Source organism: Rummeliibacillus stabekisii (assembly GCF_007988965.1).
Lineage (GTDB): Bacteria > Bacillota > Bacilli > Bacillales_A > Planococcaceae > Rummeliibacillus > Rummeliibacillus stabekisii.
On the sequence record NZ_BJVD01000007.1, the window covers coordinates 120,933 to 137,494 of the forward strand.

A 16,562-nucleotide genomic window follows, 5' to 3' on the forward strand; every position below is an offset into this window, starting at 1 on the left:
ATTTCTTGTGAAAAAAACATTGCAGCAAATTGCAGATTGGTTAGAACTTGACCAAAAAATGGATGAACGCCTGGTGACAGGGGTTTCCATCAATACACGTACATTAGAAGAAGGCGACTTGTTTATACCGTTTCGTGGCGAAAAAACAAACGGTCATAAATATGTAGCTCAAGCCTTTGAAAATGGCGCAGTAGCTTCTCTTTGGCAAAAAGATGAGCCGAATCCACCGCAAGATGTGCCATTGCTATTTGTAGAAGATCCAGAGAAAGCTTTACAGCAAATGGCGGTTAAATATCGCGGAGAACATCTGGCTACATTCATCGGCATTACTGGGTCGAATGGGAAAACATCTACCAAAGACCTTTTAGCTGGAACGCTCTCTCCCTACTTTAAAGTTCAAAAGACAGAAGGTAACTTTAATAACCAACTTGGCTTGCCATTAACAATCCTTTCTTTAGATGAGGATACACAGTTCGCTATTTTAGAAATGGGTATGGACGGCTACGGACAGATTGAATTTTTATCAAAAATGGCAAAGCCAATGTTCACTGTTATCACCAATATTGGTGAAGCGCATATGGAAGCGTTGGGTTCTCGAGAAGGTATCGCCAAAGCCAAATTTGAGATTATTCAAGGTCTCTTGCCAGAAGGAAAGCTATATTATGATGGCGATGAGCCATTGCTACAGCAATTAGTGGCAAAAGAGGCACATCTAAATACAAAATCCTTTGGTACCGGCCCATCCAATGACCTTCAGGTAAGCTGGATGGAGACAACAAAAGAAGGCAGTGTGTTCTGTGTAAAAGGAATGGTTGAAGGGGAGTTCTTTATTCCAGTTCTAGGTCAGCACCAAGTAAAGAACACGTTAGCCGCAATCTTGATTGCGCAGCAGGTTGGTTTAACTGACGAAGAAATTCGCAATTCTTTAGAAAATGTTTCTTTAACGAATATGCGGATGCAACTTGTAAATGGAGAGCAGGGCACTTTATTTGTAAACGATGCCTATAATGCTGCTCCTACTTCAATGAAAGCTGCACTAGAATTCATGAAGACAACCACCATGCGCAAGGACAAATGGATTGTACTTGGCGACATGCTGGAGCTAGGCCAATTGGAACAGCAATACCATGAGGATTTAGCGGTGGAGATAGACTTGCAAGCCATCCATCATATTTGTTTATATGGACCTCGCATGAAACATCTCTATGATATGCTGAAAAACCAGGTGTCAGCAGAACGTCTCATCTGGACAGAGCAGGATTATGGGCCCATCATCGACAGCATCCGCTCACAAGCGGACGAACATTCGATCATTCTCCTAAAAGGTTCACGTGGCATGGCTTTAGAGCATATATTAAAAGCATTCACGAAAGAGGATTAAAGAGAAAGCGTTTAGGGAAGACTAATTTTCCTAGGCGTTTTTTTTAGCTTGTGTTCACTGGAATAAAACCTCCATCCGTCTTTTATTGCCTTACGGATATGAGGAGGAGGGAATACTGCCACCCCCGAATATCCTCCTTGTCAGCGGACAAAAGTCTCAACAATGAGGAGGAACGAATTTGAAAATCGGTGTCTTATGCTTGCACGGTTTTACAGGTGGACGACATGAAATCAAGACGTTTACTCAATATCTAGAACAACAAACAGATTGGATTCTCCATGTCCCCGTTTTATCTGGACACGGCGACAAACTTAATCTTAGTCACTATACAGCAGAGCATTGGTTAATGGATGCAGAAATAGCCTACAGACGATTGTATAAGAAAGTAGATATGGTCTACATAGTAGGCTTCTCTATGGGTGGGATTATCGCTATGTATTTGGCGTTGCGTTATAAAGTTCAAGCTCTTGTTCTCTTGAGTCCCGCAGCCAGATATATTCGCACTAAACAATTTGCGATTGATTTAAGTAAATTATTTATGGATACCCTTCATGGAGATTATGAAAAAAATGATTTATTTCAGCTGTATGAAAAAAAGGTTATAGAGGTTCCCTTACATTCGGTGACAGAATTCACGCGCCTAGTACGTATAGTGTCGCCATATTATCGCAAAATAAATACACCGGTTTGTTTTGTACAAGGTAAAAAAGATGAGCTTGTTCCATATGGCACAGCAACTTACCTATACCAAACTGTAGCAAGCAAAAAGAAAGAATTAATCTTCTCCCCTGAAGGAAAACATCTCATCTGTTACAGCGATGATACAAAAGAGTGGTTTCCAAAGGTGTTAGAGTTTATGAGAGGGTGTGTATAAATAAATAAAGTATATAGAGTTTCATGTACGTTATAATTGCAAGAAAGTATTTACCGTGTTAGAATATTGAAAGCAATGGATACATTTTGTGCGGAGACTCTCCAAATGGATGGAGAGTACTTTTTTTTGAACATTACGGTTTATTCTACATTTATTATGAAATGTTTCAGAATTAAACCGCTCGGCAAAGACCGGGCTTTCCCTTTTTATATAAAATTCCTCTGTAAAATGCAGAGATAGTATATGTAACGGAAACGTTCCTACCATAAAGGCTCGATTTGCCCTATATTCATCTGAAAATGTAACCATTTGTCAACTGCATAGCAAAGAAGGAGAATGAGAAGTTTGACAAATTTTTCAGAATTAAATATTAGCGCTTCTACACAAAGATCCCTAAAACGTATGGGATTTGAAGAAGCTACACCCATCCAAGAAGGCACTATTTCATATGCCCTAGAAGGACGCGACATTATCGGTCAAGCACAAACAGGTACTGGTAAAACTGCTGCTTTTGGGATTCCGCTTATTGAAAAAGTCGACCCTAAAAACCCAGTCGTACAGGCTTTAATTATTGCCCCAACTCGCGAACTAGCGATTCAAAGCTCAGAAGAACTTTACAAAATTGGATATGACAAACGCGCTCGCATCCTTTCAGTTTATGGTGGCCAAGATATTAGCCGTCAAATTCGCGCGCTTAAAAACAAGCCTCAAATTATTGTGGGTACGCCTGGTCGTATTCTAGACCATATCAAACGTCGTACGCTAAAACTAGAAAACGTTGAAACACTTGTTTTAGACGAAGCGGACGAAATGTTAAACATGGGCTTCATTGAAGATATCAACACAATTTTAGAAAACGTGCCATCAGAACGACAAACATTGTTGTTCTCTGCTACAATGCCTGCACCAATTCGTAAAATTGCAGAAACTTTCATGAAGGAACCAGAAATTGTTAAAATTAAATCAAAAGAAATGACAGTTGAAAATATCGATCAATACTTCGTAAAAGCACAAGAACGCGAAAAATTCGATGTTTTATCTCGTCTTTTGAATGTACATCAACCGGAATTGGCTATTGTCTTTGGACGTACGAAACGTCGTGTAGATGAGCTAGCACATGCTTTAAATATTCGCGGTTATTTAGCAGAAGGCATTCATGGTGACTTAAGCCAAGCAAAACGTCTATCTGTACTGCGCCAATTTAAAGAAAATAAAATCGATATTCTTGTAGCAACAGATGTTGCTGCTCGTGGTTTGGATATCTCAGGCGTAACACATGTGTACAACTTTGATATTCCACAAGATCCTGAAAGCTATGTTCACCGTATTGGACGTACTGGCCGTGCCGGCAAATCAGGCCTTGCTGTTACATTTGTGACACCACGTGAAATGGGTTATCTGCGCATCGTTGAAGAAACAACGAAAAAACGCATGACGCCACTAAAACCACCTACTGCTGATGAAGCGTTGGTTGGCCAACAAGCTCTTGCAGTAGAGCAATTAAAAGAACTAGTAGAGAAAAATCATCTAAGTGATTATAGAGCGATGGCAGAAGAACTGTTGACTACACATGATGCAGTTGATTTAGTAGCTGCTGCTTTGAAATCTCTAACAAAAGAACCTGATGATACACCAATCAAAATTACTGAAGAACGTCCATTACCTATGCGTCGCACATCTTCTCGCGGCAACAGTAATGGAGGAGGTCGTAGTCAAGGTCGTGGCAATTACCGTGGCAATAGAAACGGTAGCTCTCGCGGTGAACGTGGAGAACGCAGCGGCAGCGGTCGCCGCAGCGATCGCAGCAGTAGCCGTCGTGAAGGTGGACGCCGTGATAGCGGACGTCGCCAACCTCGTCGTAGCGAAGACTAATATACAAAACATCTTGTTTCGAGCAATCGAAGCAAGATGTTTTTTTATGAAACAAAAGCACCTATCATACCGTATAGTAGAAGTAGGTAAAAAGCGCGAAGATTAAAAGAAGGGAAGTGTTCTAAGATTGCAGCCTAAATATCAACTATCTAAGAAAGGGTTAACGGTTTGGCGTATCCATGCGGCGATTGAAAGTCTCAGTGTATTAGTAATCGCTCTCATTGCATGCGCACTCACTTATTATTTTGAGGGCCCGTACTGGATCTATGCAGTAAGCATTGCAGTCGTTATTATCTATAGTTTTTTAAATATGTATTTATTTCCAAACATTCGCTGGGATCATTGGCGATATGAAGTGAGAGAACAAGAGATTGAAATTCAACACGGCCTTTTTATTGTCAAGCGCACATTGATTCCCATGGTGCGTGTGCAGCATGTTGACTCTTCCCAGGGTCCCATATTAAAGCATTACCATTTGGCGAGCATTTCTATTTCCACAGCTGCCACTATACATACCATCCCTGCTTTAACGGTAGAGGAAGCAGATGGATTGCGAGCGAGTATTTCAGAATTGGCAAGGGTGGCAGAAGACGATGTCTAATAAAATGAATCATCTCCATCCCATTACTATTCTAATTGGTTTTCTTCAAACCTTAAAAGGCTTGGTGATTCCAGGGGTTGTAATCTTGGTCGGCAATGGATTTCGCTATTCATTTAGTCCGGGCAGTCCAAAATTTATGGTTACCCTTTTGCTGTTTTCAGGTATCTTGTTGCTATTAGTCCTTATTTTGATTTTCTCTTTTATAAAGTGGAAGAAGTTTGTTTATTGGTTTGAAGAGGAAGAATTGAGAATAGAATATGGCTTATTCGTAAAAAAGAAGCGCTATATCCCTCTAGAACGAATACAGAGCTTAAATTATAAAGAAAGCTTACTTCATCGTCTATTTGGGCTAGTAAAAGTAAAGATTGAAACAGCGGCCGATAGCGGAGAGGCGGAAGCAGATCTGACTGCTATCACTAGAAGTCAAGCTGACCTGATTGAGGCGCAAATGAAGCGAGCAAAAGAACACCATCATTTTGAAAAGGCATCAGAAAATGACACACCTATCCTTGCGAAGGATGATAAGGAAGAACAGATACCGACCCGTACATTGGTTCATCAAATGTCCCAAAAAGATCTGTTGGTGCTGGCCACAACATCTAGCAGTATTGGTGTTGTATTTTCAGGTTTGGCTGCTGTGCTATCACAATTAAACGATTGGATTCCGTATGATCAAATATATGGAGAAGTGAAAAACTATATAAAATTTGGTGTCGTACTTATTTGTGTTATAACGCTTCTCATTTTATTTGTATCATGGATGCTATCTGTTGCCATTACGTTTATCAATAATTTTGGCTTTCGTATAGAGAAAGAGGAGCAGCGGCTCTTCGTGTCGAAAGGGTTACTAGAGAAAAAAAGACTCACTATTCCTTTGAATAGGATACAAGGGGTTCGCATTGTGGAGTCGCCGTTTAGACAGTTGTTCGGATATGTCTCGATTGTTATTGAGAGTGCTGGAAGTTCTGGTGAGAAAAATGAAAAGAAAATTGTTCTGCTTCCACTCATTAAAAAGAAAAATAGCTTTTTCATCTTACGAGAAATTTTCCCGAATGGTATTTGGACGGAGCCTCAGTTAATAAAAGCACCACAAAGAGCTTTATTTCGTTATATAAAAATCCATCTTTATTGGTCTATCCCGCTTGCAGCAGCTTTATGTTTCTTCCTCTTTCCTTACGGGGCATGGTCTTTAATTTTAATACCGATTGCTGTGTTGCTAGGGTATTGGCAATATCGCACTGCAGGGTTTAACATTACCTCCCAGCAGCTTACGATTGTTGAAAGAGGACTTAGCCGAACAACGCTTGTTGTGTGGAAAAAGAGAATTCAATCTCTCACGATGTCCCAAAGCTACTATGCGAAAAAAAAGCATGTCGCTTCTGCTAAAGTTGTGATGATGTCAGGAAAGACAGGAAGTCATGCGAAGGTTAGACATTTTGATGATGAGAGAGTAAAAGATATTTTTGAATGGTATAAGCCGAATGACAGAGAAAGTGAACATACAAAAAGCTGGTAGAGTTTCTTAGAAACCTCACCAGCTTTTATGTATATTAATTTTTTTTAATCCAGCGAAGGACACGCTTGGGATGAAAGTCAAATAACCCGATAATCAATCCAGTCACTAATCCTGCAATATGTGCAGTTGCGTTCACATTGGGCTGCAAGAAAGTCATAATAACAGAGATCACAACAATCGGCATAATTATTTGTTTAAGCTGCGGCATGGTCTTTCGCGTATAGTACACCAATGCCAAAAAGGCGCCGAACAAACCAAAAACCGCACCGCTTGCCCCATAGCTCACATAATTTGCTGGCTGGATTAAATACGAAACGACATTCCCCATGAAACCAGATACAAAATAAATAGTGAAGAATCGGAGTTTTCCGGCAAGACGCTCTAACTCAGGACCGAAAACGTACAATGAAAACATATTAAAGAGCAAGTGGAAAAATCCTCCGTGGATAAACATAGAAGTGAGCAGCCGCCAATATTCGCCATCAGCAATTAAATAATTTGCTGCTGCGCCTTTAATAACAATATTGAGGCCTAACGGAGGAATGAGCCCAATTAAATAGACTGCGATATTAATACCTATTATTATCGAAATCACCGGATATAATAATATGTATTGTGAAAGTTTTTCTGTCCGATTAAACATGTATTCACCTCAACTTTAATATGATTATTATACATTGTTTTAATGGCTGAATGAAAGGAGAAACCAAGTTGATCAAAGGAATAGGACTAGATATAGTAGAAATCTCTCGAATAATGAAAGCGAATGATCTCAATCCACATTTCAAAGAAAGAATCCTCACAAAAAATGAATTAGCGATTTTCAATCAGTTAAAAACAAGACGCCAACTAGAATTTCTTGCAGGCAGGTTTTCAGCTAAAGAAGCATATTCAAAGGCAAACGGCACAGGAATTGGAAAGGAGTGTTCATTGCAGGATATTGAAATTTTGCCAAACGACAAAGGCCAGCCGATATTATATTTTAAACAAGAAATTGTCCAAGGCTTTGTAAGTATTACGCATTCAAAGGAGTATGCGGCCGCTCAAGTTGTACTGCTTGCATAAAACGTAGAGCTCGTTCATAGGATGTCTTATGGAAAATGAGAAAGGATGGGGTTTTGCGAAAACTTCTCACACTAGGATTGCTTTGTTTCGCAGCAGTATTGATGTTAGCAGCATGTGGATCAGATTCAAAGGAGGATATTGTCAAAAAGACAAGCAAGAAATGGGCGGATTCAAAGGGCTATGAAGTCAAAGCAAATATGGAAATTAAAACAACAGGTGATACTAAAAAGTATAACGTTGATGTATGGCATACGAAGCCAGAATTTTACCGTGTAGCTGTTTCAGAAGAAGGACAAGAAACATCTCAAATGATTATCCGCAATGAAGAAGGAGTATTTGTAGTTACGCCTTCGATGAAAAAGACGTACAAGTTCCAAAGTGATTGGCCAAAGCAAAACAGCCAGGGCTACTTAATCAATTCTTTGGCGAAAGATTTAGCCTCTGATTCACAGGCTACTATGAAAGAAACAAAGGATTCATACATCTTTAAAGCGAAGACACGTAATACACATTCGAAGATGTTGCCAACACAACAGGTCTACATTAATAAAAAGACCTTGCTACCTACGAAAGTAGTTGTGTTAAACGAAGCAAGTGAAGAGCAAATCAAAATCACCTTCAAAAAAATCACGTTAGGCGTTGCTAAAAAAGCTGGGGATTATGACTTGCAAGATTTCACAAAACCTAGCGACTCAGATGAGGCGAACAAAGATAAAGCTAATGTAGATGAGAAAGCCGCAGAAGATGCAGCTAAAGATGCAGACGGAGAAGCTACTGCAGAGGAAAATAAAGAAGGTAATACAGAAGGAAAAACAGAAGGAACAGATGACAAAGCAGCTGTAAATGAAGAGGAAGCAGCAGGCGAAACAGCTCAAGAAGAGGCTGCGGAAGATAATGCTTCTAATGAAGAAAGCACAGCTGATGAAAACGGTGAAAAAGTGGCAACTTCAGCAGATGCAGATGCCTCCGGTGAAGAAGCTACCAATACAGATTTCGAAACGCACTATCCGGTAGTAGATTGGAATTTAAAATTAACTGATGAAAAATCAATGAACACAACTGCTGGTACTCGTAAAATTTTATCATTCGAGGGAGATAAGAGCTTCACTATTATTCAAGAAAAAACAACTAGAGCGGAACAACTGTATATTCCAGTATTCTCTCCGGGAGACCCTGCTGATCTAGGATTTACTGTAGGAGCGATCACGGACAACTCTATTAGCTGGGAAGCAGATGGCGTATCATACTTTATCGCCTCAAACGATCTAAGTAAGACGGAGTTAGTAGAAGTAGCATCCTCAATGGTAAATGGAGAAATGAAATAGTAAGGGAAGTATCGCTCAGTAAGATTGTAGAATTTCTTACTGAGTGATAGTCCCTTTTTGTTGCAGAAATCAATCTTCTTATCATGAACGATGGGCTATATTATTACATCATTATGTTTGACCAAATCCTTGGTTGGGACGATAATAGATAAAAACTAATAAGAGGGTATAGACATGCAAGGAAATGAAATATTTCGACCTACTAAGGCAATTATTGATTTATCAGCTATTCGCCATAATATTGTAAACTTGCGTAAGCATTTGCATTCAGATGTCTCTGTTATCGCAGTAGTAAAAGCAAATGCTTACGGACATGGCGATGTACAGGTGGCCAAAGAGGCACTAAAAGCAGGTGCTACTATTTTAGCAGTAGCCACCCCTGAAGAAGCATTGCATTTACGGCAGGAAATACCGCACACTCCAATCATGATTTTAGGTGCTTCTCCAATTGTTTTTGCGCCTATCGCAGCAAAAGAAGCCATTATCCTAACTGTTTTTTCAGAGGATTGGGTACGCAAAGTGGCTCCATTAGCCAAAGATTTCGAAAAGCCGCTTAAGGTTCATATAAAAGTTGATAGCGGGATGAATCGTATTGGTGTGCGCCAAGAAAAAGAATTACAGGCTGTATATGATGCGGCCAAAATGGTTAATAATATAGAAGTGGATGGTATTTTCACACATTTTGCTACAGCGGATGAAGAGAATCAAGAGCAGTACGAAATGCAATTGGGGATATTCCAAAAGATGATTGCCAGCTTACCTGAAAAACCACGCATAGTGCATGCTGCAAATACAGCTGCTGCATTAGTTAAAGAAAGTGCCCAATTCGATGCTGTGCGTTTTGGGATTTCTATGTACGGACTTGCACCATCTACTTATATTGAAGAAAATCTTCCATACCCTTTAAAAGAAGCGCTCGCATTAGAAAGTGAATTAGTACATGTGAAGAAAATTCAAAAGGGCGACAGAGTCGGCTATGGAGGTACATATATAGCAAAAGAAGACGAGTGGATTGGTACATTGCCAATAGGCTATGCCGATGGTTTGCTGCGTTGTCTTTCTGGTCAAGAAGTTTTAATAGAGGGTAAAAGGGTACCAATTGTAGGAAGGATCTGTATGGATCAATGTATGGTGCGCCTGCCTAAAAAGTATGAGATTGGTGAGAAAGTGACACTAATTGGCAAACAACATGGAAATGAAATTCATATACAAGAGTGGGCAGAGCGTCTTCATACAATCGTCTATGAAATACCATGTATGATTTCAGAGCGGGTTCCGCGGGTATATAAAGAGCAATAATCATTTTTTCTGGCTCGCGCCAACTTGAAGTGAAATATAAATAGCGATAAAGAGCAACAGAGTTTCCTAGTAGTCGACAAATTCAGAAAAAAAACCGCGATAATGTCAAATGCTTACTGATATTGTCTTTTCAATATTATATTTTAATGTTAGGATTATGATAGTTGAGAACATATTGGCGATTTGTTTCTGGAGGTGTTGGCTGTGAACCACAAAGGACTCGAAAACGTTCTGATTCAGATGCCAGAACGATTGGTTTCTGAAAGTATAGAACAAGCATATAGACAAATAGTATTAAAAGACGCAAATGATTTAGTATATATTCCGACAAAAAGATCTATTCATACGAAACAAAAAAATCACATGCGAGAAGCAATGGTTAAAGGATATGTAGAAATGTCACAGATTAACTTATCTATATGTAGTGAATGCTTACATGTTGAGTATGAAGCGGAACATATGGTGGAGCGACTCGTAAGCGGAGGATGAAAACTTGAACGTAAAACGTGGAGACGTTTTTTTTGCAGATTTATCACCAGTAGTCGGGTCTGAGCAAGGTGGCACCAGACCCGTACTGGTTATTCAGAATGATATCGGAAATCGATTTAGTCCAACTGTTATTATCGCAGCAATTACAGCTCAAATTCAAAAGGCGAAACTCCCAACTCATGTGGAAATTGACGCTAAGAAATATGGATTTGAACGGGATTCGGTTATTTTGTTGGAACAATTGCGGACGATCGATAAATCACGATTAACAGATAAAATCACGCAGCTAGATGGTCCTTTAATGGTAAAGGTAGAAGAAGCTTTGGAAATAAGTTTAGGGCTATTAAAATTTTAAGCATACATATTGAAACACCAGATGCTAGTCATCTGGTGTTTTTCTTTGTATCTTTACAACTTATTTACAATGAATATTCAAAAAATGGAGTGTAATATTTGTAACTATATTATACAATTAGAAAAAGAATCCATTATAAAAAAATTAAATATTTTCAGTTTATTTAACGTATAAACTATTAAGTCCCTAATCATCATATTTTTATATGATGACTGATTTGTGTGTGTGAAAAAGGGAAAATCTTCATCTGATATTAAACAGATTGTTATTAAATAAGGATTTGGAGGTAGGCGCTCATGGAAGGTTCTTCGATAGATATTTTAACGGAGTGGGATATTGTCACTGCACGGCAGCTTGGCCGCAAGGAAGCTAAGTCGATTGGATTCGATATTATTGACCAAGCACTTATTGCTACAGCGATTAGTGAATTAGCCAGAAACATTCACTTATATGCAGAGAGTGGGAAGATTGAAGTGAAAAAATTAATACAGGAAAAATCAGTTGGCATTTATGTAATAGCATCGGATAATGGACCAGGTATTCCACAAATCGATGAATTGTTACAAAAGGATTTGGCCACAACAAAAGGCATTGGGTTTGGGCTGCCTGGTGTAAAAAGAATCATGGACGAGTTTCAGTTAGATTCACAACTTACTATAGGAACAACCGTGAAAATTAAAAAATGGTTATCAATCAACAAAGAAGAATAAAAAAAATAAAAAAAGTTTTATTTTTAGGTTTAATCCTTATATAGTGCGGGTATTTCATATATGTTGGTCTAAAAATTGAAAGCAATAAATGATATACATACTTTCAAACAGGAACAATAACTTGTAGTATTTTAGTTAATGCATAGGTTTTTTATGCATTTTTATAGAGAACAATACAGGAGGGATAGAGATGGACTTTAAATTAGACGTAGTAGAAGAAACAGGAAAGGTTCAAGCAATTCTTCAAGGAGAAATAGATGCTTATACTGCTCCTGTTTTAAGAGAGCAATTGGATGGTATTTCTATATCAGAAGGCACTCAAGTAGAATTGAACTTTTCAAATGTAAATTATATGGATAGCACAGGTTTAAGTGTTATCGTTGCTTTTTATAAAAGCGTTGTAGCAAATGGTGGAGATATCGTACTTACTTGCCTATCTGAACGCCTAAAACGCTTATTTGACATCACAGGTTTAACGGATATTATGAACATCGAAGTTAGGAAGGTGATTTCAAACAATGAGAGAATTTGATTATATGGAGATGCGCGTTCCTGCTAAAACGCAATATGTTGGTGTTGCTCGACTTGCTATTTCAGGATTGGCGAACCGTGTAGGTTTTTCATATGATGATATTGAAGATGTGAAAATTGCAGCGAGTGAAGCAATCACCAATGCGATTCAGCACGCATATGCAGACAAAGAAGATGGAGAAGTTGTAATCGGCTGTGCCTTGTATAAGGACAAAATGGAAATCATGGTGGCCGACTATGGACGCAGTTTTAAATTCGAAGAGGTAAAAGAAAAGGTCGGTCCTTATCACGAAGAAGAAGATGTACAATTTATTCGTGAAGGAGGATTAGGTCTATACCTTATTGAAAGCCTTATGGATGAAGTGAAAGTACTCAACGACAATGGCGTGACTGTTTTCATGACAAAATTTGTATCACGAGAGCAGGTGAATGACCATGCGGAAACAATCTCCTTCTAGTTCGGCATCAAAAGAGCAAGTATTAGAATGGATCCAGCGTTTTCAACAAACTGAAGACGACGAGGCGCAAACTAATTTAGTTTTGCATTATCAATACTTGGTTGAATCCATCGCAAGAAAGTATTCTAATGGGCGCTCTTACCATGATGACATAGTACAAGTCGGCATGTTAGGCCTGCTTGGTGCTATTAGAAGGTTTGATTCTTCCTTTGGTCGTAGTTTTGAGGCTTTTGCGGTACCGACGATTATCGGTGAAATCAAACGCTACTTGAGAGATAAAACATGGGATGTCCATGTGCCAAGGCGTATTAAAGAACTTGGCCCCAAAATTAAAGCAGCTGTTGAGTTTTTAACAACCGAAACGCAACGTTCACCCCAAGTTGCAGAAATTGCAGAATATCTTGAAGTAGAAGAAGATGAAGTGTTGGAAGCGATGGAAATGAGCCAAAGTTATCAAGCACTTTCAATGGACAGACCTATTGATTCTGATGGCGATGGTAGCACTGCAACGTTATTTGATATAGTAGGGAAGCAGGATGATGAATACGAAAAGACAAACCGTCGTATTATTGTGGAAAACGCAATGAAGGAATTGTCAGAAAGAGAACGTCAAATTATTCAGCTTACATACCTTCAACAGCTTAGCCAGAAAGAAGCTGGGGAGATGCTGGGTATATCCCAAATGCATGTCTCAAGATTGCAGCGTAAAGCTATCAAGAAACTGCAACAAATTATTGTTGCGTCAGGTGGTATTTAAAAGAAGGACAGTTCAACTTTTGTTGAACTGTTCTTTTTTGTTGCGAATAAGCAATGGCTACTCTATGTTAAAATAGGGAAGTCAAAGGAAGGATAGTGAATAAATGGACACTCAAAAAATGCATCAGCTTATTGCGAAAGAAATCGGCATTCGCACACAACAAGTAGACCAAGTAATTCAATTGTTAGAAGCATCAAATACTGTACCCTTTATAGCTCGCTATCGAAAAGAAGCTACTGGATCACTAGATGAAGTCCAAATTAAAGCGATTGAAGATCGCTATCATTATGTAATGCAGTTAGAGCAACGTAAACAAGAGGTTCTGCGTATTATCGAAGAACAAGGGAAGTTAACTGAAGAACTTACAAAAGATATTAATGAAGCTACTGTTTTGAAACGTGTAGAAGATTTATACCGACCATACAAACAAAAAAGAAGAACAAAAGCAACGATTGCAAAGGATAAAGGACTTGAACCATTGGCTGATAGCCTATTGCAATTTAACCAAACAGAAGTAGAAACCCTAGCTCTGCCTTTTATTAATGAAAATGTAGAAAGTGTTGAAGAGGCCTTGCAGGGAGCGAGTGACATTTTAGCTGAGAGATTTGCTGATGATGCAGCAATAAGAGAAAGCATTCGTCAGATTTCTTGGAAACAGGGAGTCATTCAATCAACTGTGAAAGCTAAAGAACTCGATGAAAAAAGTGTATTTGAAATGTATTACGACTATCAAGAACCTGTAAATAAAATTGTTCCTCACCGAATTTTAGCTATTAATCGTGGAGAAAAAGAAGATATATTAAAGATTGGCATTGAAGTGCCGACTGAATCTATCTATCAACTCATGCGAAAAAAATGGATTGTATCCACATCATCACCTTCTTCCAAACTAGTTGAAGTGGCTATAGAGGATGCATATAAACGATTAATCCAGCCATCAATTGAGCGTGAGATACGCAATGAATTGACAGATAAAGCCGAAACACAGGCTATCCATATTTTTTCTGAAAATCTCAGAAATCTTCTATTGCAGCCTCCAATGAAAGGAAAGTATGTTTTAGGCGTAGACCCTGCGTATAGGACGGGCTGTAAATTAGCTGTAGTTGATGATACTGGTAAAATGCTTGAGATATCGGTTATTTATCCACATACAGCAAAAGCAGACATTAACAAATCCAAATCTATATTTAATGATTTGTTGAATCGCTATCCTATTTCTATTATCGCGATAGGGAACGGTACTGCATCCAGAGAGACAGAACAATTTGTTTCGGAATGTTTGAATGAATCCAATGCGAGTGCAGCTTATGTAATCGTTAATGAAGCAGGTGCAAGTGTTTACTCTGCCTCGCCAATTGCTAGAGAGGAATTCCCGGATTTACAGGTAGAACAGCGGAGTGCTGTCTCTATTGCAAGGCGATTGCAAGACCCACTAGCTGAGTTGGTGAAAATCGAACCAAAAGCTGTAGGTGTTGGCCAATACCAACACGATGTATCTCAAAAGAAACTTGCAGAACAACTCACCTTTATTGTAGAAACAGCAGTAAACCAAGTGGGGGTAGATGTGAATACAGCTTCTTCATCATTGCTTCAATATGTTTCAGGCCTATCAAAAACAGTAGCAGAAAATATCGTCAAAACAAGAGGAGAACAAGGAAAGTTTACTGCTCGCACGCAGTTAAAGAAAATACCTCGACTTGGTGCTAAGACTTATGAACAAGCTATTGGATTTTTAAGAATCCCAAATGCAAAGAATCCATTAGATTCAACTGCTATACATCCAGAGAGCTATGATTTAGCAAACCGCATATTAGAAGCGGTAGGGTTAGATAAAAAACAAATAGGCACGGCAGAGGCAGAACAAGCAATTGCAAATTTAAATATAAAAGAGCTAAGTAAAGAATGGGAGATTGGCGAAGTTACATTGAAAGATGTGATTGATTCATTAATGAAACCTTCTCGGGATCCGCGGGATGCTTTTCCACAGCCCTTGCTTAAAAAAGATGTTTTAAAAATGGAGGATTTACAGCCAGGAATGGAACTTCAAGGAACAGTCCGCAATGTAGTCGACTTTGGAGCGTTTGTCGACATTGGCGTAAAGCAAGATGGACTTGTCCATATCTCAAAGCTGAAAAAAGGTTTTGTTAAACATCCATTAGATGTAGTTTCATTGGGGGACATTGTCACTGTTTGGGTAGACAATGTAGAGAAGGATAAAGGTAGAATTGCTCTAACAATGCTTCCACCTAATCAATAATAATTAATTTTTAAATTTAAAGAGGCAAAGAAAATTAGCGGTGGTTTGTTATGAGGCAAGTACAGCCATCTGTCCATTTAAAATCTTAGCTTCCACCGCTAGTCTCTTTGTTTTTCTTGCGTAAATAAAAAAACAGCAATATTCAAAACGAGAGTATACTTATTTATAAGGAGGGACATAATATGACAGATTGCGAACTACAAGAGCTCGTCTGCCAAATCTCCAAAGAAGTATTTCATAAACCATTTCGCCATCGGGCATATTTTAATTCTCGCCTCCGAACAACAGGTGGACGCTATTTGCTTAAATCTCATGATATAGAGGTTAACCCGAAAGCTTATGTGCAATTTGGTTTGAAAGAAGTAGAAGGAATCATCCGTCATGAGTTATGCCATTATCATCTTCATATAGAAGGAAAGGGATATAAACATCGTGATGCAGATTTTCGGACACTTTTAAAAGAAACAAATGCTCCTCGATTTTGTTCGAATTTAGAACAAAAGAAGAGACCGGTAAAGCGTGCTCAATATATCTATGTATGCACAGAATGCGGGTTAAGGTATAGCCGTAAGATACGTATGAACACAGATCGATATAGATGCGGCAAGTGTTTAGGGAAGCTAAAGATAATTAATTAAACTTTTTTTGAAATAAGGGTTGACGTTTTATGGACAACCCCTTATACTTATAAAAGTCGACAGGGTGATAACACGCTGACACGACAGAATAATACTTTTCCGAAGTAGCTCAGTTGGTAGCAGCATCTGACTGTTAATCAGAGGGTCGCAGGTTCGAGTCCTGCCTTCGGAGCCATGGCCCCTTGGTCAAGCGGTTAAGACACCGCCCTTTCACGGCGGTAACACGGGTTCGAATCCCGTAGGGGTCATTTTCATAACGGTCCGGTAGTTCAGCTGGTTAGAATGCCTGCCTGTCACGCAGGAGGTCGCGGGTTCGAGTCCCGTCCGGACCGCCATTATGAATGGGGTATAGCCAAGCGGTAAGGCAACGGATTTTGATTCCGTCATGCCCTGGTTCGAATCCAGGTACCCCAGCCATTCTTATTAATAGCTAC

Annotated in this window: 17 protein-coding genes and 4 tRNA genes; 20 read left to right on the forward strand and 1 reads right to left on the reverse strand. The window is 39.0% G+C overall.

All coding sequences use genetic code 11. The features are described from left to right. The first annotated feature begins 7 nt into the window (after nt 1–7). The 5 genes from RST01_RS12060 to RST01_RS12080 all read left to right on the forward strand — a co-directional run bounded on the left by RST01_RS12060 (nt 8) and on the right by RST01_RS12080 (nt 6,244). The gene (locus RST01_RS12060; RefSeq protein ID WP_147197129.1) at nt 8–1,381 is read left to right on the forward strand and encodes a UDP-N-acetylmuramoyl-tripeptide--D-alanyl-D-alanine ligase; all 1,374 of its coding nucleotides are present in this window, start codon (nt 8–10) and stop codon (nt 1,379–1,381) included. 178 nt (nt 1,382–1,559) lie between these two features. Continuing rightward, nucleotides 1,560–2,255 carry an alpha/beta hydrolase gene (locus RST01_RS12065; RefSeq protein WP_147197131.1) on the forward strand — a complete coding sequence of 232 codons (696 nt, stop codon included), beginning with the start codon at nt 1,560–1,562 and terminating at the stop codon, nt 2,253–2,255. 345 nt (nt 2,256–2,600) lie between these two features. Then, on the forward strand, nt 2,601–4,127 hold the full coding sequence (gene cshA, locus RST01_RS12070; RefSeq protein WP_280524629.1) for a degradosome RNA helicase CshA: 1,527 nt from the start codon (nt 2,601–2,603) through the stop codon (nt 4,125–4,127). 127 nt (nt 4,128–4,254) lie between these two features. Continuing rightward, entirely contained in the window at nt 4,255–4,728 is a 474-nt protein-coding gene (locus RST01_RS12075) for a PH domain-containing protein (protein ID WP_147197135.1), read from the forward strand. Continuing rightward, complete coding sequence (locus tag RST01_RS12080) at nt 4,721–6,244, forward strand: PH domain-containing protein (RefSeq protein ID WP_184117599.1); 1,524 nt, start codon at nt 4,721–4,723, stop codon at nt 6,242–6,244. Before RST01_RS12075 ends, RST01_RS12080 begins: the two co-directional genes overlap by 8 nt. Nucleotides 6,245–6,278: 34 nt before the next feature. Here RST01_RS12080 and RST01_RS12085 read toward each other — a convergent pair whose 3' ends face one another. Then, nucleotides 6,279–6,887 carry a rhomboid family intramembrane serine protease gene (locus tag RST01_RS12085; RefSeq protein WP_066790283.1) on the reverse strand — a complete coding sequence of 203 codons (609 nt, stop codon included), beginning with the start codon at nt 6,885–6,887 and terminating at the stop codon, nt 6,279–6,281. A 68-nt stretch (nt 6,888–6,955) separates the two neighbouring features. Here RST01_RS12085 and acpS point away from each other — a divergent pair, with 68 nt between their 5' ends. From acpS to RST01_RS12160, 15 genes are all read left to right on the forward strand, one after another. Continuing rightward, the gene (gene acpS, locus RST01_RS12090) at nt 6,956–7,309 is read left to right on the forward strand and encodes a holo-ACP synthase (RefSeq protein WP_066790282.1); all 354 of its coding nucleotides are present in this window, start codon (nt 6,956–6,958) and stop codon (nt 7,307–7,309) included. A gap of 35 nt (nt 7,310–7,344) precedes the next feature. Continuing rightward, nucleotides 7,345–8,634 (forward strand): prolipoprotein diacylglyceryl transferase, encoded by a 1,290-nt coding sequence (locus RST01_RS12095; protein ID WP_066790280.1) that lies wholly within the window; start codon nt 7,345–7,347, stop codon nt 8,632–8,634. 174 nt (nt 8,635–8,808) lie between these two features. Next, nucleotides 8,809–9,933: an alanine racemase gene (gene alr, locus RST01_RS12100; RefSeq protein ID WP_147197139.1), complete on the forward strand. Its 1,125-nt coding sequence runs from the start codon at nt 8,809–8,811 to the stop codon at nt 9,931–9,933. A 204-nt stretch (nt 9,934–10,137) separates the two neighbouring features. Then, nucleotides 10,138–10,422 carry a transcriptional regulator gene (locus RST01_RS12105; protein ID WP_236717644.1) on the forward strand — a complete coding sequence of 95 codons (285 nt, stop codon included), beginning with the start codon at nt 10,138–10,140 and terminating at the stop codon, nt 10,420–10,422. A gap of 4 nt (nt 10,423–10,426) precedes the next feature. Next, nucleotides 10,427–10,777, forward strand: coding sequence for a type II toxin-antitoxin system PemK/MazF family toxin (locus tag RST01_RS12110; RefSeq protein WP_066790273.1), 351 nt, complete (start codon nt 10,427–10,429; stop codon nt 10,775–10,777). Nucleotides 10,778–11,073: 296 nt separating this feature from the next. Beyond that, the gene (locus RST01_RS12115) at nt 11,074–11,487 is read left to right on the forward strand and encodes an anti-sigma regulatory factor (RefSeq protein ID WP_147197141.1); all 414 of its coding nucleotides are present in this window, start codon (nt 11,074–11,076) and stop codon (nt 11,485–11,487) included. Nucleotides 11,488–11,677: 190 nt separating this feature from the next. Continuing rightward, on the forward strand, nt 11,678–12,019 hold the full coding sequence (locus tag RST01_RS12120; protein WP_147197143.1) for an STAS domain-containing protein: 342 nt from the start codon (nt 11,678–11,680) through the stop codon (nt 12,017–12,019). After that, a complete protein-coding gene (gene rsbW, locus RST01_RS12125; RefSeq protein ID WP_066790267.1) occupies nt 12,006–12,476 on the forward strand; it encodes an anti-sigma B factor RsbW in 471 nt (156 codons plus the stop codon). Before RST01_RS12120 ends, rsbW begins: the two co-directional genes overlap by 14 nt. Continuing rightward, nucleotides 12,454–13,233 carry an RNA polymerase sigma factor SigB gene (sigB, locus tag RST01_RS12130; protein ID WP_066790265.1) on the forward strand — a complete coding sequence of 260 codons (780 nt, stop codon included), beginning with the start codon at nt 12,454–12,456 and terminating at the stop codon, nt 13,231–13,233. The genes rsbW and sigB overlap by 23 nt, the downstream gene beginning before the upstream one ends. A gap of 103 nt (nt 13,234–13,336) precedes the next feature. Next, complete coding sequence (locus tag RST01_RS12135) at nt 13,337–15,490, forward strand: Tex family protein (protein ID WP_147197145.1); 2,154 nt, start codon at nt 13,337–13,339, stop codon at nt 15,488–15,490. Between the two features lie 182 nt (nt 15,491–15,672). Beyond that, nucleotides 15,673–16,128, forward strand: a complete 456-nt coding sequence (locus RST01_RS12140; RefSeq protein WP_147197147.1) for a SprT family protein — start codon at nt 15,673–15,675, stop codon at nt 16,126–16,128. 98 nt (nt 16,129–16,226) lie between these two features. Further along, a tRNA-Asn gene (locus tag RST01_RS12145) sits at nt 16,227–16,303 on the forward strand. Nucleotide 16,304: 1 nt separating this feature from the next. After that, nucleotides 16,305–16,376: transfer RNA gene (locus RST01_RS12150), tRNA-Glu, on the forward strand. Between the two features lie 10 nt (nt 16,377–16,386). Next, nucleotides 16,387–16,463: transfer RNA gene (locus tag RST01_RS12155), tRNA-Asp, on the forward strand. Between the two features lie 7 nt (nt 16,464–16,470). Beyond that, nucleotides 16,471–16,545: transfer RNA gene (locus tag RST01_RS12160), tRNA-Gln, on the forward strand. Nucleotides 16,546–16,562 lie beyond the last annotated feature (17 nt).

What these genes read in the sequence shown, in the direction of transcription:
- rsbW (WP_066790267.1), top strand. Translation starts at nt 12,006, where the DNA reads ATGAGAGAATTTGATTATATGGAGATGCGCGTTCCTGCTAAAACGCAA.
- RST01_RS12135 (WP_147197145.1), top strand. Translation starts at nt 13,337, where the DNA reads ATGGACACTCAAAAAATGCATCAGCTTATTGCGAAAGAAATCGGCATT.
- RST01_RS12115 (WP_147197141.1), top strand. Translation starts at nt 11,074, where the DNA reads ATGGAAGGTTCTTCGATAGATATTTTAACGGAGTGGGATATTGTCACT.
- RST01_RS12080 (WP_184117599.1), top strand. Translation starts at nt 4,721, where the DNA reads ATGTCTAATAAAATGAATCATCTCCATCCCATTACTATTCTAATTGGT.
- sigB (WP_066790265.1), top strand. Translation starts at nt 12,454, where the DNA reads ATGCGGAAACAATCTCCTTCTAGTTCGGCATCAAAAGAGCAAGTATTA.
- RST01_RS12140 (WP_147197147.1), top strand. Translation starts at nt 15,673, where the DNA reads ATGACAGATTGCGAACTACAAGAGCTCGTCTGCCAAATCTCCAAAGAA.
- RST01_RS12120 (WP_147197143.1), top strand. Translation starts at nt 11,678, where the DNA reads ATGGACTTTAAATTAGACGTAGTAGAAGAAACAGGAAAGGTTCAAGCA.
- RST01_RS12085 (WP_066790283.1), bottom strand. Translation starts at nt 6,887, where the DNA reads ATGTTTAATCGGACAGAAAAACTTTCACAATACATATTATTATATCCG.
- RST01_RS12095 (WP_066790280.1), top strand. Translation starts at nt 7,345, where the DNA reads ATGAGAAAGGATGGGGTTTTGCGAAAACTTCTCACACTAGGATTGCTT.
- alr (WP_147197139.1), top strand. Translation starts at nt 8,809, where the DNA reads ATGCAAGGAAATGAAATATTTCGACCTACTAAGGCAATTATTGATTTA.